20 protein-coding genes are annotated in these 22,021 nt (G+C 38.6%); 5 read left to right on the top strand and 15 right to left on the bottom strand.

Going from position 1 to position 22,021, the window contains the following annotated elements; genetic code table 11:
- Positions 1–188: 188 nt before the first annotated feature.
- Together EXE30_RS10665 and gloB are read right to left on the bottom strand one after the other, a co-directional pair.
- Positions 189–395 carry a hypothetical protein gene (locus tag EXE30_RS10665; RefSeq protein WP_004670577.1) on the bottom strand — a complete coding sequence of 69 codons (207 nt, stop codon included), beginning with the start codon at positions 393–395 and terminating at the stop codon, positions 189–191.
- 299 nt (positions 396–694) lie between these two features.
- Positions 695–1,426 carry a hydroxyacylglutathione hydrolase gene (gene gloB, locus EXE30_RS10670; protein ID WP_130162363.1) on the bottom strand — a complete coding sequence of 244 codons (732 nt, stop codon included), beginning with the start codon at positions 1,424–1,426 and terminating at the stop codon, positions 695–697.
- Between the two features lie 440 nt (positions 1,427–1,866).
- Between gloB and EXE30_RS10675 the strand changes: the two genes are divergently transcribed.
- Together EXE30_RS10675 and EXE30_RS10680 are read left to right on the top strand one after the other, a co-directional pair.
- Positions 1,867–2,850: a hypothetical protein gene (locus tag EXE30_RS10675; RefSeq protein WP_130162364.1), complete on the top strand. Its 984-nt coding sequence runs from the start codon at positions 1,867–1,869 to the stop codon at positions 2,848–2,850.
- Entirely contained in the window at positions 2,844–3,710 is an 867-nt protein-coding gene (locus EXE30_RS10680; protein ID WP_130162365.1) for an arginase family protein, read from the top strand. The genes EXE30_RS10675 and EXE30_RS10680 overlap by 7 nt, the downstream gene beginning before the upstream one ends.
- A 55-nt stretch (positions 3,711–3,765) precedes the next feature.
- Here EXE30_RS10680 and EXE30_RS10685 read toward each other — a convergent pair whose 3' ends face one another.
- From EXE30_RS10685 to EXE30_RS10725, 9 genes are all read right to left on the bottom strand, one after another.
- Entirely contained in the window at positions 3,766–4,461 is a 696-nt protein-coding gene (locus EXE30_RS10685; protein WP_130162366.1) for a methionine ABC transporter permease, read from the bottom strand.
- Entirely contained in the window at positions 4,458–5,483 is a 1,026-nt protein-coding gene (locus EXE30_RS10690; RefSeq protein WP_130162367.1) for a methionine ABC transporter ATP-binding protein, read from the bottom strand. The genes EXE30_RS10685 and EXE30_RS10690 overlap by 4 nt, the downstream gene beginning before the upstream one ends.
- Before the next feature lie 75 nt (positions 5,484–5,558).
- Positions 5,559–6,434, bottom strand: coding sequence for a MetQ/NlpA family ABC transporter substrate-binding protein (locus tag EXE30_RS10695; RefSeq protein ID WP_130162368.1), 876 nt, complete (start codon positions 6,432–6,434; stop codon positions 5,559–5,561).
- Between the two features lie 602 nt (positions 6,435–7,036).
- Positions 7,037–8,323, bottom strand: coding sequence for a phosphoribosylamine--glycine ligase (gene purD / locus EXE30_RS10700; RefSeq protein WP_130162369.1), 1,287 nt, complete (start codon positions 8,321–8,323; stop codon positions 7,037–7,039).
- A gap of 109 nt (positions 8,324–8,432) precedes the next feature.
- Entirely contained in the window at positions 8,433–10,007 is a 1,575-nt protein-coding gene (gene purH / locus EXE30_RS10705; RefSeq protein WP_130162370.1) for a bifunctional phosphoribosylaminoimidazolecarboxamide formyltransferase/IMP cyclohydrolase, read from the bottom strand.
- Between the two features lie 82 nt (positions 10,008–10,089).
- The gene (gene fis / locus EXE30_RS10710; protein WP_001086304.1) at positions 10,090–10,359 is read right to left on the bottom strand and encodes a DNA-binding transcriptional regulator Fis; all 270 of its coding nucleotides are present in this window, start codon (positions 10,357–10,359) and stop codon (positions 10,090–10,092) included.
- Between the two features lie 376 nt (positions 10,360–10,735).
- Complete coding sequence (locus EXE30_RS10715; protein WP_130162371.1) at positions 10,736–11,599, bottom strand: zinc-ribbon and DUF3426 domain-containing protein; 864 nt, start codon at positions 11,597–11,599, stop codon at positions 10,736–10,738.
- Positions 11,600–11,613: 14 nt separating this feature from the next.
- Complete coding sequence (prmA, locus tag EXE30_RS10720) at positions 11,614–12,516, bottom strand: 50S ribosomal protein L11 methyltransferase (RefSeq protein ID WP_130162372.1); 903 nt, start codon at positions 12,514–12,516, stop codon at positions 11,614–11,616.
- A 200-nt stretch (positions 12,517–12,716) separates the two neighbouring features.
- The gene (locus EXE30_RS10725) at positions 12,717–13,112 is read right to left on the bottom strand and encodes a hypothetical protein (RefSeq protein WP_130162373.1); all 396 of its coding nucleotides are present in this window, start codon (positions 13,110–13,112) and stop codon (positions 12,717–12,719) included.
- A 251-nt stretch (positions 13,113–13,363) separates the two neighbouring features.
- Between EXE30_RS10725 and mnmG the strand changes: the two genes are divergently transcribed.
- A complete protein-coding gene (gene mnmG / locus EXE30_RS10730; RefSeq protein ID WP_004670589.1) occupies positions 13,364–15,244 on the top strand; it encodes a tRNA uridine-5-carboxymethylaminomethyl(34) synthesis enzyme MnmG in 1,881 nt (626 codons plus the stop codon).
- A 104-nt stretch (positions 15,245–15,348) separates the two neighbouring features.
- The gene (locus EXE30_RS10735) at positions 15,349–15,681 is read left to right on the top strand and encodes a DMT family transporter (RefSeq protein WP_130162374.1); all 333 of its coding nucleotides are present in this window, start codon (positions 15,349–15,351) and stop codon (positions 15,679–15,681) included.
- A 66-nt stretch (positions 15,682–15,747) separates the two neighbouring features.
- On the opposite strand, the gene EXE30_RS10740 is transcribed toward EXE30_RS10735, so the two are convergent.
- The 4 genes from EXE30_RS10740 to EXE30_RS10755 form a co-directional block, all read right to left on the bottom strand.
- Positions 15,748–17,193, bottom strand: coding sequence for a hypothetical protein (locus EXE30_RS10740; RefSeq protein ID WP_130162375.1), 1,446 nt, complete (start codon positions 17,191–17,193; stop codon positions 15,748–15,750).
- A gap of 137 nt (positions 17,194–17,330) precedes the next feature.
- Entirely contained in the window at positions 17,331–17,954 is a 624-nt protein-coding gene (locus tag EXE30_RS10745; RefSeq protein WP_130162376.1) for a sterol desaturase family protein, read from the bottom strand.
- Positions 17,955–18,050: 96 nt separating this feature from the next.
- Positions 18,051–19,055, bottom strand: coding sequence for an AraC family transcriptional regulator (locus tag EXE30_RS10750; protein ID WP_130162377.1), 1,005 nt, complete (start codon positions 19,053–19,055; stop codon positions 18,051–18,053).
- Positions 19,056–19,214: 159 nt separating this feature from the next.
- A complete protein-coding gene (locus EXE30_RS10755; protein ID WP_130162378.1) occupies positions 19,215–19,430 on the bottom strand; it encodes a DUF6500 family protein in 216 nt (71 codons plus the stop codon).
- 252 nt (positions 19,431–19,682) lie between these two features.
- Between EXE30_RS10755 and EXE30_RS10760 the strand changes: the two genes are divergently transcribed.
- Positions 19,683–21,932: a TonB-dependent receptor gene (locus EXE30_RS10760; RefSeq protein ID WP_130162379.1), complete on the top strand. Its 2,250-nt coding sequence runs from the start codon at positions 19,683–19,685 to the stop codon at positions 21,930–21,932.
- Positions 21,933–22,021: the final 89 nt, after the last annotated feature.

Below are 22,021 nucleotides of genomic sequence, written 5' to 3' on the forward strand. Positions count from 1 at the left end.
GATCAATTGTCGCAGCATCCCTCGACTTGGGCATTATCATACTTGGAAATCGGTCGAGTTCCAATGAAATTTTGTGTGAGACAGTGAGAAAATGAGGGAATAAATAGGGGTAAATATATTGGTGAGATTGTATATGAATACTTTAGGGTTCCATCTCCATTTGAAACCCTAAATTTTTAAACCTAACATTATGCTTTCAAATGATCTTCAAACTCTTCACCAAGCTGCATTGCTAAAGAATTTCCAGATAAATCACAAGTCACCAAGCCATATTCTTTTTTAAAACTAAACGTGAACCCCCGGTTATCTGTCAGATTTTTAACCGAATACCCCAACTTTTCCAACCAAATACGAAAAGCCAATAAATTTTTTGCTTTAACAACTCTGTTTTTCATAGCCGAACTCCTTGTGAACCTGTATTCATTAATAAGGGTTGCTTAATTTTTTTTAAAGGGGGATTGCTTAGATTTATTTTGCTGCATGTAAATAATGTAAAAATAGAGTAATTTTAAAGTGATAAATTTTTTCTCTAGTTTTCTTATGTTGCTGTATTATATTGTAAAAAATATATTTGTGTATTTGAGTAAGTCCTTTTAAGCTAAAAAATAATTTAATTGTAAATGTAAAAAATGATTTCATTTTCCCACTTAGTTGAATATAGGAAATGAAATCATTTTTTGTTTGAGTGAGTTGGTTAAAACTGGTCCTTTAGGCTGCGAATTCGAGCAAAATCCTCGGCACTTTCAGTGCGGAGAAAAGGGTTGGTTTGAAGCTCTAATTCAATACTGCTGGGTAACGTTATTTGTTCCGCTTCTCTTAAGATTTTGACTTTTTTTAGGCGCTCTTGCAGTGCAACATTGTTTGGCTCAATCGTTAAAGCAAATTCAGCATTTGCGAGCGTGTATTCATGTGTGCAATAGACTTTGGTTTGGATGGGCAACGCAGCCAGACGATTTAAGGAGTGATACATTTGTTCGGCTGTTCCCTCGAACAAACGTCCACAACCCATTGCAAATAGCGTATCACCACAGAATAAGCTATCAATCTCTTCAATAAAATAAACGATATGACCTAAGGTATGCCCAGGTGTTGCAATGATTTCAATTTTTAAGTCATTGAAATGAAAATGATCATTGTGTTGCAGTGGATCTGAAATATAAGCAATTTTACTCAACTCTTCACGCGGTCCATATACTGAAAGATTCTGGTCTGCTAATAAGTCTGGGACACCACCCGTATGGTCAGGGTGCCAATGAGTGAGCCAAATTTGTTTGAGTTGTAATTGATGTTGTTCGCAGAAATCAGTGACTAAACTGGCTTCAGTGGGATCAACAGCAATAACTTCATTTGAGCGAGTATCTTCCAATAACCAGATATAGTTTTTTAAGGCATTTTTTACGTCAATGACATGAATCTTATAATGCATAGCCGATTCCTAAATCTTGTTGTCGTACGGTTATGATGCTGTTGCTGACAACCGCTTTTGAGGATTCCTAGTGTAAGTGTAAATAGCTAAGAGTGCAAAACTCCTGCTGCTGACTATCGATGAAACATGACTATTTAGGACAGATTTTGACAGCTTAAATCAAAGCATTTTTTTATCGTTGACAATAAAGCTATTTTCCATAAAGATGAAAGAAAAATTTTCATAAGTTAATGGTTTATAATGTTTTTATTAGCTGTGAACAATGAATAGCTTACATCCTGAAAAAGATAGGGGATAACTCGACTGTTGGTAGAATGCTAACTCAGGGGTGAGAGAAGAACTATTAGGGTGTCGTATTTTAAAATGATAAATCCTTGTAAATAAATATAATTTACTGAAATCAAAGCGGAAACAAATTACAAAAAGATAGAGAGGGAATTATGTCAGATTTAGTTGATCATGAAGTGGTCGTTATATTTAAGCAACATCTGTATCCGCTATCTACCAAACTCACAGAAATGCTCAACGAGCATTTTAGTCATCAAACCGAGCGACGGGGTTGTGGATATACCCAAGCGACACGTGTGATTGCAGAGTTTGTTTCGCAAGCGCGAGATGCATTTGGTTTTCAGGATTTACGTATCTTTGATGATTATGACACCAAAGGACTCAAGAACATTCTCAACCAAAGTTCATCTTATGGTCTGGAATTAACAACATGGCGAAACCTAGATACGAACGCTGGGGTGCAACACTGTTTACAGCATCTCAATGTGCAAGAAACTTTTGCCCAAAATTTACAACAAGAAGTCGATTTTCAAACGAAGCTTAGAACAATCCACCATTATGCAGAGCTTGAAGAAAGTGTGCTGATCTGCCAGTTACTCGCCGATATTATTCTTCCTCAAAGTGTCAAAAAAGGCATGATTGAATGCAATGCTTTGTTAGAAAAGCCAAAGGTGGGTTCGTGTCCGATGGCCGAAAAGTTTTTTCTTCGAATCGCACATCATCGGTTGCTTAGACAAGGCGAGATTAATATTTTTGTGGATGAAAACGAACAACCAATTATGATGGAAAAAATGAATATGGGAGACAATCATTCCTGTATTAGCCTTGTTCCACTATTGATGAATGGTGTCCGTTTACCTGCAGGAAGTCTTTTTTCTGCACATTACGAAATTGAGCAACTAGAAAAGCATCAGAATAAACACTATAAAGGATATGTCATTCCTATTTCAGCCATCAATGGTTTTTGGTTTTTAAGATTAACCACTTTAGCAGTCTCCCCAAAAAATCGTGCTCGCGCATTTGGCTATCATTTTAAGCAACAGGTCGACAATGGATTATTTAGACCTGATATAACCGAATTGAGTCAGTTGATGGACATAGCACAAGATCAAATCTCTGTAGGACATCCATGCTAAAAGCTTGTTATTCTCCACGCTATTATGCGCACACGCATACTAATAGCATGGAAAAACTCACCGCCGTTGCGGATGTTTTACATACCTGCCAAATGGTGGAGTTGATTGACCCAGGCTTAATTGATATCGAAATTCTTAAAAAATTACATAATCCCCAATACGTTGAGGCTTTTCTTTCAGGTGAATCAGCATTCGCAACTATTCAGGGTTTTAAACCGTGGAGTGCACAATTTCGCGATGCAGTTTTGTCGGTGCAAGCAGGGCAATTGGTTGGTGCTGAAATTGCTTTTAAAGAGGGTGTCGCTGCTAATATTGCACAAGGATTTCATCATGCAAGTTATGAGTCTGGTGCTGCGTATTGTACCTTCAATGGATTGGCTCTAGTCGCAAAACAATATCCTGAAAAACGGATCTTTGTTTTAGATTGTGATCAACATGGTGGAGATGGTACTGCGGCTTTTACGCATCGCATGACCAACTTGATTAACTTTGGAATCTTTGGTGTTCGTTTTGGTTGTAAGGCCAGTGAGCGTAGTTTAACGCGCTATATTCACCCCAAACACGGTAACTTCGATCTGTATCGAGAAGCGCTTCTAGAGGCATTTCAATATGCTTCACGTTGGGGGACGGATTTAATTGTTTATCAAGCGGGTATGGATTGTCACCAAAATGATCGTTATGGATCAAAATGGTTTAGTACGGAGCTGTTATTTGAACGAGATCGTTTAGTTTTTGAGATGGCAAAGAAAATGAATATTCCATTGCTCTTTGTTTTGGCTGGCGGATATCAACCCTTACCTGATCTCGTTCCTTTACATGTCAATACGTTCAAGGCTGCGAATGAAATCTATTTTCCATAGAAAACGACCAAAATAAAAAAAAGCTCTCAAATTGAGAGCTTTAAAATTTAGGGGGTTAGCGTAATTTTGCTAACCAATCACCTAAGGTTTGAACGAATTGAACCAAGAGTAATAAAACGATTACGGTCAATATGACCACACTGCTATCAAAACGTTGATAGCCATATGAAATTGCGAGATCACCAATTCCACCTGCACCTACTGCTCCAGCCATCGCAGTTGCACCAATCAAACTAATCGTTCCGGTTGTTAAATTGAGTGTAAGCGAACTGCGTGCTTCAGGAACAATGAACTTAAATACGATTTGCCAAGGTGTTGCGCCCATAGCTTGCGCTGACTCAATGATTCCTTCGTTTACCTCAAGTAATGAGGTTTCAATCAAACGCCCTAAATACGGACCAACATAAATCGTGAGAGGAACAATAGCAGCCCACGTTCCGATTGATGTTCCAACGAGGAATTTAGTAAAAGGAATAACGGCGATCAGTAAAATGATGAAAGGAATTGAGCGTAACGCGTTGACGATTGGGTTGAGGAAATAATAAATTGCACGATTTTGTAAGATACCACCCGTACGAGTCACCACCAAAGTGATGCCTTGGATGAAGCCCCAAATACAACCAAAAAGCAGTGAAAAGAATACCATTTGCAAGGTTTCTTGCAAGGCTGTCACAAATTGGTCCATTGACAACGAACTTTGCCAAAAAGGCGCAGTGATTTCAGTTAGCCAGTGTACGATGAAATCTCTCATTGGCTTACTCCTGACTGTTCAACTTTGACACCTTGCTGTTCTAGAAATTGGATCGCTTCTTGGATGACGTGTGGTTCTCCCAGCAGTTGAATAAACATTTGCCCAATCACCGTGCCATTGATTTCGGTCATGTTGGCAAAGAGAATATTTAAACTAATATCAAACTGTTTAATCACCGATTGAATCACAGTTTCTTGAGCTGATGTACCTAAGAATTGCAGGTTATAGATACTGTTGTGGTGCTGATGTTCAAGACTATTCAGAATATTGATTGGCAACTGTTGCTGCAAGACGGTTTGGATAAAGGTCTTAGTCGTTGGGTGTTGTGGTTGACTAAAAATATCCAAGGTTGAGCCATTTTCAATCACGTGACCTGCTTCCATGACTGCAACATAATCACAAATAGATTCGATCACATCCATTTCATGGGTCACCATCACAATGGTAATATTTTGTTCTTGGTTAATTTTTTTCAGTAATGCTAAAACCGACTTGGTGGTTTGAGGGTCTAAAGCCGAGGTTGCTTCATCGCACAGTAAAATTTTAGGATGATTGGCAAGTGCTCGAGCAATCCCGACACGTTGTTTTTGTCCGCCTGAAAGTTCATCAGGGTAGGCATCTTTTTTATGTTTGAGGTCAATGAAATCAAGCAGCTCTGCTAAACGTTTTTCTCGCTCAGATTTACTATGGCCCAGCAATTTCAGCGGCATTTCGATATTTTCTGACACTGTTTTGCTTTGTAATAAATTGAAGTGCTGAAAAATCATGCCGATATTTGCACGTTCTTGACGAAGCGTACGCGCATCCATAGCAGTAAAGTCTTTTTGATGAATAATCACTTGCCCTTGCGAAGGGCGCTCAAGCAAATTAATCATACGAATTAATGTACTTTTACCTGCACCACTATAACCAATAATGCCAAAAATACTGCCTTCTGGAATCTCTAAATTGATTTGATCCAGTGCATTAATGGTTTGGCCATTTAGCTGATAGTGTTTGGAAATATTTTTAAATTCGATCATATCGTCAATACTAAATTAAAAAGAAAAACAGGCAAAATCATTTGCCTGTTTTGTGGAGCGCCGGAGCGTAGTATATTACGAATTCGCTTCTGTGAGATAGCTCGTAGGTTTGTTTACGTCAACCTTGGTACCATCAAAGTGCTCTTGTACATATTTTTTCACTGCTTCAGTATGATAAAGCGCACCAACTTTTTGTAGCACGGCATCATCTTTACGCGATTCAGCAGTTGCTAAAACATTCACATTTAGCTTAGTGCTTTGATCAACAGGTTCATAAAAGATTGCATCTTTAAGAACGTTCAAACCACCTTCCATCGCCAGCGTATTGCCTAATAAAATTGCATCAACTTCATCTTTTACACGTACTGCAGTCGCCATTTGAATTGGTTTAATCACGATCTTCTTCGTGTTTTCAATAATGTCTGCTGGCGTGCCTTTTACTGGATCAAAGTCAGCTTTCAACTTGATTAAGCCTGCGCTTTGTAAAAGTAATAATGCGCGAGATTCGTTTGCACCGTCGTTTGGAATAGCAATGGTTGCACCTTCAGCAAACTCTTCTACTTTCTTGACTTTGCTTGAGTAAATACCCATTGGTTCTAGATACGTCGTTGAAACAGGCGCAATCTTGTCTTTATTTGCCGCATTGAATGCAACAAGATAAGCGTAAGATTGGAATGCATTGAGATCAACTTCTTTATTCGCCACGGCAGTATTCATCGCAACGTAATCAGTAAAGTTTTTAATTTCGAGTTTCAGGCCCGCGGCTTTTGTTTCAGGTAAGCTTGCAATATGACGCCAAATATCAGCATCTGAACCTGTAGAGGCGATGACAACAGTTTGTAATGCCGCTGCATCACCCTGTTGACCGTTAGATGTGGTGTCAGGTTGTTTACTGCATGCAGCAAGTAATAACACCGAAACACTTAAAAAAAGACTAATCAGCTTTTTCATGTATAAATCCTAATCAAAATAATGTCCGGAAATCATTGCATTCCCGCATCAAAGTAATAGATTGCTAAGTTATTCTTCGGCACTGCATTCAAATAATCATGTGAATAATTCTTAAAATACTCGCCAAAGTAAATTCCACAACATGAGAAAAATAGGTGAACATTCATGTTCCAGTTTGCTATAGATAAATAGCACAGTGAATCATTCACTTACTCTTGAAATTAAATTTGGATTTAGCTGTAACTCGTGTAGCTCAGTTTAATACTCTAATCATTTGAAAATAATAGAAAAGAGTAAAATCTGTCCATAAAAAGTACAGCTAAAAATTTCCCCAATCATAGCAATATTTTAGTTTAGGTTATAGTGGAATAGCCAATACTGAAGGGTATAAATAACTGATTATTTAAGGAAATTGTGTACGAAGTAAATATAAATAGATGAAAGTTTTATAGATTTTTTAAATATTTGTTTAGATAATTCAATTGAATAATAAATATATATTTTTCTGAATGTGATATATGCATATTGAATAAGTAAATGATATTTGCGTAATTTCAGCAATAAAAAACCTTCCGAAGAAGGTTCTTTAAGCTTGATATGGTTTATTCAGCTTTTTCACGTGCAATAGCGCGGTAACCGATATCGCTACGATATTGCATACCTGTAAATGTAACCTGACCACAGACTTCTAGCGCATTGATTTGTGCTTCAAGTACGGTATCGCCCAGTGCTGTTACACAGAGTACACGACCACCAGCAGTTACAATATGCCCATCATCCGTCATGGCTGTGCCTGCATGGAAGATTTTTGTATCTTCAGGGGATTGACCGATACCCGAAATCACATCGCCTTTACGGACAGTTTCTGGATAACCCTCAGCAGCAAGAACGATACCGATGGACTTACGCTCATCCCATTCTGCTTCGCTTGGTAAGTTACCTTCAATACCTGCTTCAACGAGATCAACCAGCGATGATTTTAAACGCATCATGATCGGTTGAGTTTCAGGATCACCAAAACGGCAGTTGAATTCGATGACACGAGGTTGACCTTGCTCATCAATCATTAAACCTGCGTATAAGAAACCTGTATAAACGTGGCCATCTGCAGCCATACCATCAACGGTTGGGCGCATCACTTCATTCATGACACGTTCAAAGACTTCAGTAGTCACAACTGGGGCAGGAGAGTAAGCACCCATACCACCCGTATTTGGCCCTTGGTCAGCTTCAAAGATACGTTTGTGGTCTTGTGAAGTCGCCATTGGCAAAATGTTGTTGCCATCAATCATACAAATGAAAGACGCTTCTTCACCTGCAAGGAACTGCTCAACCACAACACGTGAACCTGCATCACCAAACTTATTGCCTGCAAGCATGTCATCAATTGCGGCGAAGGCTTCTTCATTGGTCATTGCCACGATCACGCCTTTACCCGCAGCTAAGCCATCCGCTTTAATAACGATCGGTGCACCATTTTTTTCAACATAGGCTTTAGCTGCATCCACTTCGGTGAATACATCATAAAAAGCAGTTGGAATGTTATGACGCTTTAAGAAATGCTTGGCAAATGCTTTTGAACCTTCAAGCTGCGCTGCGTATTGTGTTGGTCCCCAAATTTTTAGACCTGCTTCACGAGCAGCATCGACCACACCATTGACCAATGGTGCCTCTGGACCAACAATCACCAATGCCACATCATTTGCTTTTGCAAAAGCAATCACAGCTGGATTGTCTAAAATATCAAGTTCAACGTTTTCACATTTATCTTCTGTTGCTGTGCCTGCATTACCCGGCGCAACAAAAACTTTAGTTACTTTTGTATCTTGTGCGATTTTCCATGCAAGTGCATGTTCACGGCCACCGCTACCCAAAACTAAAATATTCATTATTAAGTTATTTCCTTTTTCCGTATTTAAGAATATACCTGTTCAGAATAAAAAAGTCCCCCTGAGATGCGACTATAAGGCATCGCAAGAAAGAGGGACTTGGGTGTTATTAATGGCGGAAGTGACGCATGCCTGTAAAGACCATTGCGATGCCAGCTTCATCAGCGGCTGCAATTGTTTCTTCGTCACGCATTGAACCACCCGGTTGGATAATACATTTAATGCCTGCTTTAGCAGCATTATCAATACCATCACGGAATGGGAAGAATGCGTCAGATGCCATTACTGCACCTTCAACCACTAAACCAGCATGTTCAGCTTTAATCGCTGCAATACGTGCAGAATTGACACGGCTCATTTGACCTGCGCCGATACCCACAGTTTGACGATCTTTTGCATAAACAATCGCGTTTGACTTCACATATTTCGCCACTTTCCAAGCAAAGATTAAATCATCAATCTCTTGTTCAGTAGGTGCACGTTTGGTGACAACCTTTAGGTCATCTTTGCTAATCATACCTAAATCTTGGTCTTGAACCAGTAGGCCGCCGTTGACACGTTTATAATCAAGTTGTGGCGCACGTGCATCAATCGCAGGAAGTTCGCCACAAACCATGACGCGGACATTCTTTTTCGCGCCTGTCACTTCAAGTACGCCATCAGCAATACTTGGAGCAATAATCACTTCAACAAATTGACGATCCACAATTGCTTGAGCAGTTTCTAAATCTAACTCACGGTTAAATGCAATAATGCCACCAAATGCAGACTCTGGATCAGTTGCATAAGCAAGATCATAAGCCGCTTTGATGCCATCGAGTGAAACAGCAACACCACATGGGTTCGCATGTTTAACAATAACACAAGCAGGTTTAACAAATGACTTCACACATTCAAGTGCGGCATCTGTATCAGCGATATTGTTATAAGAAAGCTCTTTACCTTGTAACTGCTTAGCAGTTGAAACAGATGCTTCTTGTGCATTTGCTTCGACATAGAAAGCGGCGCTTTGGTGCGGATTTTCACCATAACGTAAATCTTGTGCTTTATTGAGTTGCGTGTTGAATGTGCGCGCAAATGTATCCGCTTCACCTTCAGTTTTACCTACACGTGCGCCTAAATAAGATGCAATCATGCCATCATATTGCGCCGTATGTTCATATGCTTTTACAGCTAAGTCGAAACGCGTTTCGTAAGATAAAGTCCCATTTGCTTTTAATTCAGCAACGACGGTATCGTAATCCGAAGCATTTACAATAATACCGACGGATGCGTGGTTTTTTGCAGCCGCGCGAACCATCGTTGGGCCACCGATGTCGATATTTTCAATCGCATCAGCAAGTGAACAGTTTGGTTTTGCTACTGTTGCGGCAAATGGATAGAGATTTACCACAACGAGATCAATAGGATCGATATCGTGTTCTTGCATCACAGCTTCGTCTAGACCACGACGCGCCAAAATACCGCCATGAATTTTTGGATGCAGTGTTTTGACACGGCCATCCATCATTTCTGGAAAACCTGTGTGTTCAGAAACCTCTACTACGGCGATATTGTTGTCTTTAAGCAACTTATATGTACCGCCAGTAGATAAAATTTCTACCCCTAGAGCTGCAAGATTTTGAGCAAATTCAACGATTCCAGTTTTGTCTGAAACAGAGATTAAAGCACGTTTGATAGTCATGATTTTAGTCAACAGTTTGAAGTCTACAGATTAAAACAAAGGCACAAAAAAAATGCCCACGAGAACGTGAGCATTTTATCAATTATTCACTCATTAAACCGTGAGCTTTTAACTTTTTGCGTAAAGTTCCACGGTTAAGGCCTAGAATCTCAGCAGCACGTGTTTGATTGCCACGAGTATATTCTAAGACCACAGATAAAAGAGGTTTCTCCATTTCTGCTAAAACCATGTCATACACTTGAGATGGTTGCTCACCTTGCAATTGTGCAAAATAATGACGAACTGCGCGATCTACATGGATGCGGAGAGCGACATCAGATTGAGCCGTAAAAATAGGAGATTTGCTATTCATGCGTTTTAATCCGAAAAATAAAAATATCACTTGGATAAAGTGATATATAAATGTGGTCTGAATTACTGAGTCCTGTTTTAGATCCTAAAACAGTGACTCTAAAACAATGGGACTATTAGCTTGCCACAAATCCTCGAATTGTGTAAAAAATAAGCGTAACAATAGTTAAATATTTGTTACAGCCTACTTTCAAAAACAAAAAAACCGACAATGCGCTTATGGGATGGAAGCACAGTTCGTTTAACTATTTTTTGTCTTTAAATTACGAGGAGTATGTAGGTCAAAGCTTTCGTGGCGCGTATCATACCACTGTCAGCGAAAAAGTGAGCAAATTAACTGCACTTTTTTTATATTTTTTTGTCTTTTTTTTACGTTTTTAGGGTTGTACAATTTCTAAACTATAGTCATTGAAGCTGTTTTTGCTATTTGGGATGGTAAATTCAAACCTAAATGGGCTATTTGTCGGGATGCGTTGAATGGTCTTTAAGCTATCAACCAAATAGTTTTGCGGCGTTAATACCGTATTTGAAATCACTTCACCATTGTTTTTCAAAACAACTTTAATGGCTGGCAGCACAACACTATTTTGATGTCTGTTGACGAGGGTACCTGAAAAGCGCGTTGAATTCTGCTCGGCAGGTCTAACGTTTATTTTCTCAAAGTTTAAATGTTTATACTGCTCATCTCTTGTTTTACATGTTAAAGCACCACATGCATAGTTAAAGATTCGGTTTAATGCAGGGCTTTCGTGCATTAGTTTGGGATTGAACCATAAAATTTGGAAGGCAAATACCAATATAAGAATAATGTTGCCAACCCCCCAAAGCGTGTAATACAGCCAACCATGTTGTCTTTCGTTTGAGGTCTCATCAATTAGAAGAGTGTCCTCTGAAAGGTTTAAGTTGGGTAAAGCTGTTACTGGCTCGGTGTTGAAGTAATTCAGGTTGTTTAAATAAGTCAGTAGATCGATATTTGAGTTTTCAATTTTCTGATCAAAGATACTTAAAATTTGCATTTGCTTTTCTGCAAATGAGCTGTTTGGTTGGATCGAGGAAAATAATGAACGATTTGCGGGTACTGCAATCGTTTCATCTTGTTCAGAAGCGAGTAAATTAGTGAGTGCATTAAAGTTAATTACACATTTCGGACAACAAACCATGCCCTGTGCAACGCTGAGTTGTGAAAGGGTCACTTTGTACACAGTTGAACATTTAGGGCAGCGGGTTTGTTTTTCACTCATAATTTATAGAGGTCTCAAGTTGTTCTTCGTTTTCCTGAAATGCGACACCAGTTTTCTTCACGCTTTTCAATCTCTAATATATCAAAAAACTGAGAGTAAACACTAGAAACATCAGCAACTTGCTCTTCTATTACACCTGCAAGTGCGAACTCGCCCTCATTTTTTAATAAAGTTGAGAATTCAGGCGCAAGTGCCATTAATGGTCCTGCCAGAATATTTGCAACCAGTACATCAGCCTGTTGTTTTTTAAATTCTTGATCGAACTCTTCTGGTAAGCCTACATAAAGACCATCAAGTACACCATTTAATTCTGCATTTTGTTTGGTCGCCAAGACTGCTTGTGGATCAATGTCTGTTGCATAGACCTTTTTTGCGCCGAGCAACAATGCTGCAACACCTAAAATTCCTGAGCCACAACCATAGTCAATCACAACTTTATCTTTGACATCGGTTTTGCCTAACCATTGTAAGCACAAGAACGTACTAGCATGGTTACCTGTACCGAAAGCCAAACCTGGATCAAGTTTAATATTGGTTGCATCTGCTTCTGGAGGTTCTAGCCATTCAGGTACGATCCAGTATTTCTCACCAATTTGGATTGGCTCGTAATAGTCCATCCACGCACGTTCCCATACTTGGTTTTCTAGATATTCATGACGCATCGGAACATCTGGAAGTTGTGCTTTTAAGAATGCTTCCAACGTATCGACATCAATTGGATCATCTTCTTCTTGTTGATAAATGCCTGTAACAATGACTTTGTTCCAAAGTGGTGTTTCACCTGGTAATGGTTCAAGTAAAGCCTGATCTTCGGCATCATCTAAAGTTACACTCACTGCACCTAATGATAAGAGTAGGGTTTCAGTAAGTTCAACTTGATCTTGATCGACAGTAATATGAATTTGTAGCCAGTTCACAGGACAACCTAAGTAAATGTATTTGGGATTATTGTAATGGATTCAGGCTTGTTAAAGGGCTTATAAAATAGACAGATTACAATTTTTAAGATGAAATAACTGTAGTTTCTAAGAATTCGGTATTTAAAAAACATGAAAGGATGCCACATCACGCGGCATCCTTTCTTTCATTGGGTCTTCATTTAAGCACCTTGATTGATTTAAGGTGCTTCTTGATCATTATCCATCATTGGTTGTTCGGTATTTCCCATCGGTGCAGCAAGTTCAGATGGTGCTTCTGCAGGCATTTCAGTCGGTGTGCTTACAGGGCGTGGTTCAGATTGCGTTTCTGAAATTTTGCTTTGTGTTTCGACTGGCGCTTCAGAGGCAGGCGTTGGAGGTTGGAAGCTTAGCTTGTTATTTTCATCGCTTTCACAAGCACCGTTAAAAACAACACCTTTGTGGGCAAATGAAACCGCATCACCTTGTTTCTTACCTTTACATACTTGCTGATACTTCTGGGTCAGTGGATCAGTGGCAGTTTTAGCATTTGCTTGAGCCGTTACAGTAAAAAATAAACCACAGATTAATGATGACAGTAAAAGCTTCGAGTTCATTTCATTTTCCTAAAGTATTTGTTCTATACTTTTAGGATAGAAATATTTTGAGATAAGACAGTGGTGATCAGGTTAGCAATTTTAGAGCGCTTTGTTAAAAGTACAGGGAAAATGCAACATAAAGTTTCTTTTTGTGTCTTTCGTAGTCTTATCAATCTTTTGTAAGCAGCAACAATCTCACTGCTTTTTTTCAAATAACAAGGAAAATCCTGTATAATGCTCTGTCATTTTTTGAATACACATTTACCACTATGCACTATCCTAAAGTTTACGACGTTATCGTAATTGGTGGCGGTCACGCTGGTACGGAAGCGGCGCTTGCAGCTGCACGTATGGGAAGACAAACATTATTGTTGACGCATAATATTGAGACTTTGGGGCAGATGAGCTGTAACCCTGCGATTGGTGGTATTGGTAAATCACATCTAGTCCGTGAGATCGATGCGCTCGGCGGTGCAATGGCACTGGCGGCAGATAAAGGTGGTATTCAGTTCCGTATTTTAAATTCGCGTAAAGGTGCGGCAGTTCGTGCAACACGTGCACAGGCTGACCGTGTTCGTTTTAAAGCTGCGATTCGTCATACCTTAGAAAACCAAGCCAATTTAGATATTTTCCAGCAAGCGGCGGATGATCTAATTGTTGAAGGCGATACTGTTAAAGGTGTTGTCACTCAAATGGGTATTCGATTCGACACTAAAACTGTAGTGTTGACGACAGGAACCTTCTTGGGTGGTGTCATCCATATTGGTTTACAAAATTCGAGTGGTGGTCGCGCAGGTGACCCACCGTCAATTGCATTGGCACAGCGTTTACGTGAACTCAAATTACCAGTGGGTCGCTTAAAAACAGGTACGCCGCCGCGTATTGATGCACGCACGGTCGATTTTTCAGTCATGACTGCACAACCAGGCGATTTTCCATCTCCTGTGATGTCATTTATGGGTGATGTGTCGATGCACCCTGAACAAGTGAATTGTTATATCACGCATACAAGCGAAAAAACCCATGAGATTATTCGTGGTGGTTTAGACCGTTCGCCGATGTATACAGGTGTGATTGAAGGTGTTGGGCCGCGTTATTGCCCATCGATTGAAGATAAAATTCATCGTTTTGCAGATAAAGATTCGCACCAAGTTTTCCTAGAGCCTGAAGGCTTGGATACCCATGAGCTTTATCCTAATGGTATTTCGACTTCATTGCCGTTTGATGTGCAGTTCAATTTAGTTCGTTCGATCCGTGGTATGGAAAATGCGCATATCCTACGTCCTGGCTATGCGATTGAATATGACTATTTTAATCCACAAGCACTGAAATTTACGCTTGAAACTAAAGCGATTCAGAACCTGTATTTTGCTGGTCAGATCAATGGTACTACTGGCTATGAAGAAGCTGGTGCGCAAGGTTTACTTGCTGGTTTGAATGCGGCACGTCGTGCTTGGGAACAAGAAGAGTGGACACCAAAACGTGATCAAGCATATATGGGCGTATTGGTTGATGACCTCATCACTTTAGGTACTAAAGAGCCTTACCGTATGTTTACTTCACGTGCAGAATATCGTTTGATGTTGCGTGAAGATAATGCTGATCAACGTTTAACGCCGATTGGTCGTGAGCTTGGTTTGGTTGATGATGAACGTTGGGCTGCTTATAGTGAGAAAATGGAAGCGGTTGAGCGTGAAACCTCTCGTTTACAGCATTTGTGGGCTGCACCAAATAACCCAATGGGTAAAAAGTTTGTTGAAATGACAGGCGCAGATCTTAGTAAAGAATGCAGTGCAATTGATTTGCTAAAACGTCCAAATATTGATTTCAGTCAAATCGCAGAATTGACAGGTTCGGATGTTGCTCAACATGTGGGTGAGCAAATCGAAATTGCTGTGAAATATGCAGGTTATATCAATCGTCAACATGATGACGTTGCTCAAATGAAGCGTTTGGAAGAAACCAAGATCCCAGTTGATTTTGATTATGATATTGTATCGGGCTTATCTCGTGAAATTACACAAAAATTGAAAACAGTTCGTCCTGAAACATTGGCGCAAGCCAATCGTATTCCGGGTGTGACTCCAGCCGCGGTTCAATTGGTCATGATTACGATTCGTAAAAATAATATGGCAAAGAAATCAGCTTAATTCTGGTCAATAGAAGATAATGAAAAAACACCCTGCTAAAAGGGTGTTTTTTTCTGTCTAGCGTGTCTTACCTTTTGAATACATTCGATGAGGTATAAAAATTAATGAAAAATTGGATGTTTTTATTTATGGCAATTATCGCGGAAGTGATTGCTACCTCAGCTTTAAAAAGTAGTGAAGGTTTTACTAAGCCGATTGCTTCTATGGTTGTTGTTGTGGGTTATATTATTGCATTTTATTGTTTGTCTTTAACTTTAAAAACGATTCCAGTTGGTATTGCATACGCAATTTGGTCTGGGTTGGGGATTGTACTTATCTCGGCTGTTGCATGGATTGTCTTTGATCAAAAACTAGATGTTTGGGGTATTGTGGGTATTACATTGATTATGGCTGGTGTATTGATATTGAATTTGTTATCGAAAACCAGTGCGCATTAGTTGAATAAAAAAACCGAGCTAAAGTAAGTAGCTCGGTTTTAGAAATGTGATATTACTTAATACAAATTAACGCCCTGCAAAATCAAATATACCATTTAAAATAATATTTTTATTCACTTCATCAGCAGCAGTTCCTTTAAGTGTTAGCATCGTATTTTTGAAGATAAGTTTGTTATTTTCTGGATTATAGCTAACCCCTTGGCATGATTGAGTTGCATTACATTCATAATTGTATTGTATTTCCTCGAATATTAATCCTGTACTAGGATTAGGGTTATTCCGAGTTGCTTTGAAATTAATTTGCTTAATTTTATTATCAATGACGCTGACATCGATCGTATCATTTCCGAATTTTTGTATATTATGATTGGTAGCGTCAAAATACAAAGCGGGCTGAACGAAGTGTAGAGTATCCTCACTTTTTAGAATTGGCGTTATTTGAAGTTGAGTAAAAGGTTTGTTGACTTTTAATGAGCCATCAAGTTGTAAATTGGTCTTAGCACATTCAGATGGAACAGGCATATTGGGAAATAATGGTACATTATTTTCATAGCTATATACTGCTTGGTTGAATGCTAAAGTAATATCATTAGAATTTTCAGTCGGCTCAATAGATGTCAGTTCTTTAACTGGAATTGTGAGAAGCGCAGACATACACGCACCTGAGAAGCCATACAAAACTTCAGTTTGCAGTGAAGACGCTATAGCGAGATTGTCTTCAAGATAGGTCGTAAACGTACCTAATTTTAAATCCGCATCAATTCCGTTATCAGTATGTGAACTAAAAAAGAGTGCGCTTGTTTCTGGATCATAAATTGCTCCCATTAAAGGAACAGCTTGCTGGTTTGCAGAAATGTTCAATTGGCTGGTTTTTCTTATATTTTGCAAAGTTTGTGGGGGAGTTGAGAGGAAACCAGAAAGTTTTCCGTTTAAAGAAATATAGCTTTTTTCAATTGTGGATCGATTATCTTCATTGATTGGAGAAAGACTCGTAATATTTGGGGGGGATAGTTTTGTATTAACGAAATTGATTTCACTATAGCCCGTTTTTTCATCAAATTTAATATCAATATTCTTACAAGAGTCAAAAGCAAAGGATTCTGAGCAAGCAAAAATATTGGGTTTCGATAGGTTTTGAATTTTTTCATTTAAATAGTTCTCCCCAATAGAAATGTTCAATACTTTCTTTAGAATTGGGTCGTAATTAACATGTAGAGTATTGGCTATATCATTTTTATCGAAATTAAAACTAAATACAATTGAAGCAGTACCTTTATCAAAGTAATGAGTAACAGCGTAAGCATTTATATCTTCATCTTGATTGCTACTTCTTCCTGAAATCTGAATCACTGAATCTGAATTTTTTTGGAATGTTAGATTGCTTTCAAACGTTGTTGTAAAAGCTGCTCGGTGAGTTGTATTGTTTGTGTTCTGCTCATTGTCACTTCCCCCACAAGCTGAAAGTAGCAGTGATGTAGCTAAAAGAGCGATACTGGATTTCATATTTAACATTTTAATATTCTACATAGGATTATTTTTAGAGTTGAATAATAGCTATTAATGATGGTGTTTTGAAGTATTTAATGGAATAAGTTTAATAAAAAGCCTAATCAATAATTAGGCTTATATTTTTTGAATAAATTATAACTCTATAAAACCACCTCAATCCCTTGGCGTAAATTCTGTTGATCAAGCTGTGTATTTGCATCAATTTTTGCAAAAGCTTTAGGCAGTAAACGACGAGCTGCTTTATTCACCCTTTTCTCTAACCAAATAGGCATTTTCATGGCGAGAGGGTTGGTTTCAGTGGTCGAAGCGTCGGTCATTACGCGTGTTCCCATGATGTAGTCAAACCAAGGTCGCGTGACACACCAGTTTGCATTTTGATTACTGGTCATGTGGTGGTCATAGTGCCAAGGAATCCTTTTTTGCGCATATTCAGGGTCTAGATGAGACTTAGCGTGGACTTTCCAATAATTCCAAATCCCATAATACAAACCAGCGGTAAAGAAAGGAGCCACAGGGAGAAAAATAGTTGCAGCAGCAGTTAAACCATATAATGCTGTTTTTTCATTATAAATTTCAGCATTTTTAAACATTGACTCAGCATAACCCTCATCATGAAAACCATTTAAACGCGCACGTTTGTGATGGGCGATATGAGTAAAGAAGGGGCTATTTCTATTTTTACTTGGAAATTCATGTAGCCATACCTTATGAAAATACCATTCCATCCCATTTGCAACAAAGATACCTACTGGAAAACCGATCATGTTAGATTCCCTCATAAAACATGAATCGGATTGTAGAAACTTAATGGTAAAAGTTTTTGACTGAACTGGCAGGTATGATTTGCCGATCAAATCAAATTATTGTTGTTTTCGTTGTCGATAGGCTGTTGGAGTTTCACCTGTCCAACGTTTAAAAGCTCTTGAAAATGCAGAGGGTTCTGAGAATCCAGTGAGATAAACAATTTGATCAATTGACTCTTGGGTCTGAGACAGTAAGCGTCGAGCAAGCCGTTCACGATATTGAGCAATGACTTTTTCATAGCTTGTATTCAAAAGTTGCAAATCCGCTCTTAAACTGCGGGCACTACGATTTAATCGACCAGCAACAATATTCTGATCAAACTCACTCGATTCCAATAATCCGCTGGCCAAAATCTTTTCTATCTCATGAATAAGTTGATGTTTATGTAAAAGCTCAAGTTGTGAGGCGGCATGGTGTTCATGGACTTTTAATAACTCAGGTTCATAAGCAGGCGAAGGCTGGTCTAATAATTTCGCATCAAAGAAAATACGACCTTCAGTTTGTCCAAGTCTGACATTACACCCCCATATCTTTTTATATTCATCCAGCTTGGCACCTTCATCGTTAGGAAGCCAAATTTCAGAAGGTGTAAAAGCATCTTCACTTATATATTTGAAGAAATTAAGCAAAATTCCTATCGCACATTCTAAGTAATGTCTTACGGGATGATTGAGACCAGAAATGATCGCAATCTCATTATCATCATGACTTTCGAGTTTTAAAGACATCGCATCTGTGAGTAATGCTTGATAGCGAATAGTACGTTGCAATCCTTCACCAAAGGTTGGGCTACTGAGAAAAAGATATTCAATCACTTGTCCACGAAAGGGTGGTACATTTGCGCCCACATGTAATCCGATATTTTGATCTTTGCTGATTTCTTCTGCGGAATGCCAAAAGCGTAGCTGTGTTGAGTTATCACGACGGACGAATTTATCTGGCGGTTGATCGGGTAGGTGAACACTGGCAAAAATTGCAGCTGCATCTAGATTCATCTTGTGCATGGTTTGATACACCATCCACAAGAAGATGCCTGCATCGCTGGTTTTTCTGGAAATCATGTCGCATGCTAAATATAAATTTTAGAACAATATACGCTGTTATTTTTATGATAGAAATGGTCTGTATCTAATCAGACACTGAAAGGTAGGGACGTAGCTGTAACTGTTTCAGACAATTCAGAATAAAAAATAAAGGATCATGTTTACACTCGGTCATCGTTATGTCTTCAAGACAAGTTCTTTAATCTTTGTGGCTTTTTCAAAATGATCTAATTGGTGTTCCATTATCCACCAGTGCGCTGCCTCCATTAAACATTCAGGATCATCATTTTTGTTAGCGAAAAAAGCATAAAAAGATAGTCCGACATTACTGCCTTTTTTCTCAATTTTTTCGTCGCAGATTTTCAAAATTCTTGCTTTTAATTCAGCTCTCATGTCGATTCTTTGCTTGGTTCATTCATTTATTAAATATCCTAATCTATGATAACAGCCAAGACGCAAATTATTGTGATTGTAGTAGTGCTTTTTTGCCATTCATAAAAAAATCTACTTCCTAGAGAGGGTGAAAGAAAAACAATCAATAGAATGAAAATTAATACGAAATGTAGTGAAAATGAGAATTGTTTTTATTAGAATTGTATCGTTTGTATATTTTAAATATTTTTTTGAATTGTTTTTGGAAAATTTATGCTTTCTCTCCACCTTGGTCACAATAGCCAGCCTATTTTTAAATTTAGTTTATTGAGTTTGATGATGCTTCAAGCGCAGTATGTAATTGCAAATGAAACAAACGGTCAAACTGCTGTAATGCCAACCATCAAAATTGAAGCAATGAGCGAGCTTGATCCGATTAAAAGCTATATTGATTATGATCAGGCGAGTGTGACGCGGAATGGTTTAAAGAAGAAAGATATTCCGCAGACCATTGATACGATCGATGTGCAAAAATATAAAATTTATGGTGCTAATGATTTAAGTGTGATGCTACAAGGTACGCCAGGTGTATCAACCAACTATGATATGCGTGGTGATGGGATCAGCATACGCGGGTTTAATGCAGATACTGGTGATATTTATCGTGATGGTATACGCGAAAGTGGGCAAGTCCGTCGTAGTACAGCCAACATTGAACGTATTGAGATTTTAAAAGGACCTGCCTCAGTACTATATGGTCGTAGTGCTGGTGGTGGTGTGATCAATATGGTCAGTAAATTTGCCAACTTTGATTCTAAAAGTTCGGTAGGAGTCTATGGGGGATCTTATGATAACTATGGAACAACACTTGATTTAAACCAAGTACTGACGGATAACGTGGCTGTACGTTTGACAGGGGAATATGGGGAGTCAAATAGTTTCCGTACTGGTATTGAAAATAAGATCGAAATGCTTTCGCCAAGTTTTACTTATAAAAATGATGATGGTCTCACTTGGACGATGCAATATACCTATGACAAGTTACATCGTGTGCCAGATCGTGGTCCCTCGTATATCACACTCCCAAAAGGGACATCAATCAAAACAGGTTTTGCACAAGATGGTGATTATGTAAATGATGTCTTACAAGTTGCACGATCGGATTTGAATTATGAGTTTGCGCCAAATTGGAATTTTCATTGGGCAGTGAGCTATCGAGAAACTGAGCAGAATTTTGATCATTTCTATGGTGGCACTTATTGTGCTGCAAACTCAACTACAAGTAATGGTGAAAGTAGCAAAGTTGGAGATAGAAATTATGTCCCAGAGGAGCAGCGTCGTTGTTACAATAATGTTGGAAAAATTTCTCAGAATTATTATTGGCAGCAGACAAGTAATAAAACAACAAGTAATACCTTTGATATTCGAGGGGAGTTTGATACGGGGCGTCTAAAACATAACATATTAGTGGGTGCTGATTGGACTTATGAACAACGTGAACCACTGTTGGCAAATAAAAATGTGAATGGTTCAAGAATTGATGGTTTTTATGATCCGTTAACAAGTGCACTTACACAGCAAAATCGTGACGGAGAGAAAGTTATCAATCAACACAACTATAACCAAGGGGAAAGCTATGGTGTATTTATTCAAGATCTAATTAGCTTTAATGACTATTTCAAAATGATGTTGGGCGGTCGTTATGACTATTTCCATTCCCAAACAACCAATCGTTTGAAAAAAAGTGAAGATGATGATTACCAACGTAGTATTGATGGAGAAAGCTTTAGTCCAAACATTGGTTTTATTTGGCAGCCTGTAGAAAGTCAAAGTTTCTATGCTTCTTATAGTAAAAGTTTTGCGCCATTCGGTGGACGTGTAGGGTTAAGTGTTGTATCAGCAGATACCAATGTCAATGCGTTTGATGCCGATCCACAATACAATGAACAATATGAAATTGGTGTAAAAAGTGATTGGTTGAATGACCGACTTAATACTCAATTTTCTGTTTTTGATATCCGTAAAAATAATATTCGCTATACACCTGATCCTGAAAATAAACCAGAAGAGTGGGCTGTCGGTGGACAACATCGCTCTAGAGGAATGGAGTTTAGCTTTATTGGTCGCGCACTTGATAATGTTTTTGTGCGTGGTGGTTATAGCTATATGGATGCAGAGGTTAGCAAAGACAAAGAAAAACCAGACAATGTTGGGAAAGCGCTTAATAATGTACCAAAACATATGGGTAATTTATTTGTACGTTATTTACCAACAGATAAAATCTATGGGGAAGTGGGGGCAACTTATGTGGGGGATGCCCAAATCTATCAAAATGGTAATTTAGATAGAGAACCAAATGATTTTGCAGGTTTTACACGCTTTGATGCTGCAGTTGGTTATAGTGCTGATCCTTGGAACTTGACGATTGCTGTCAATAACTTGACGGATAAAAAATATTGGCGTTCAGAATCCATGCCAGGAACACCTCGTAACTTCTTGGTACGCTTAAACTATCAGTTCTAATTCGTTAGTTACACTGCATTAAAAACAGCACACTTGATCAAACAAGTGTGCTGTTTTAGACCTAACATAGTTAAGCGGTAAGGGATAAC

The organism is Acinetobacter halotolerans (genome assembly GCF_004208515.1).
GTDB classification, from domain to species: domain Bacteria; phylum Pseudomonadota; class Gammaproteobacteria; order Pseudomonadales; family Moraxellaceae; genus Acinetobacter; species Acinetobacter halotolerans.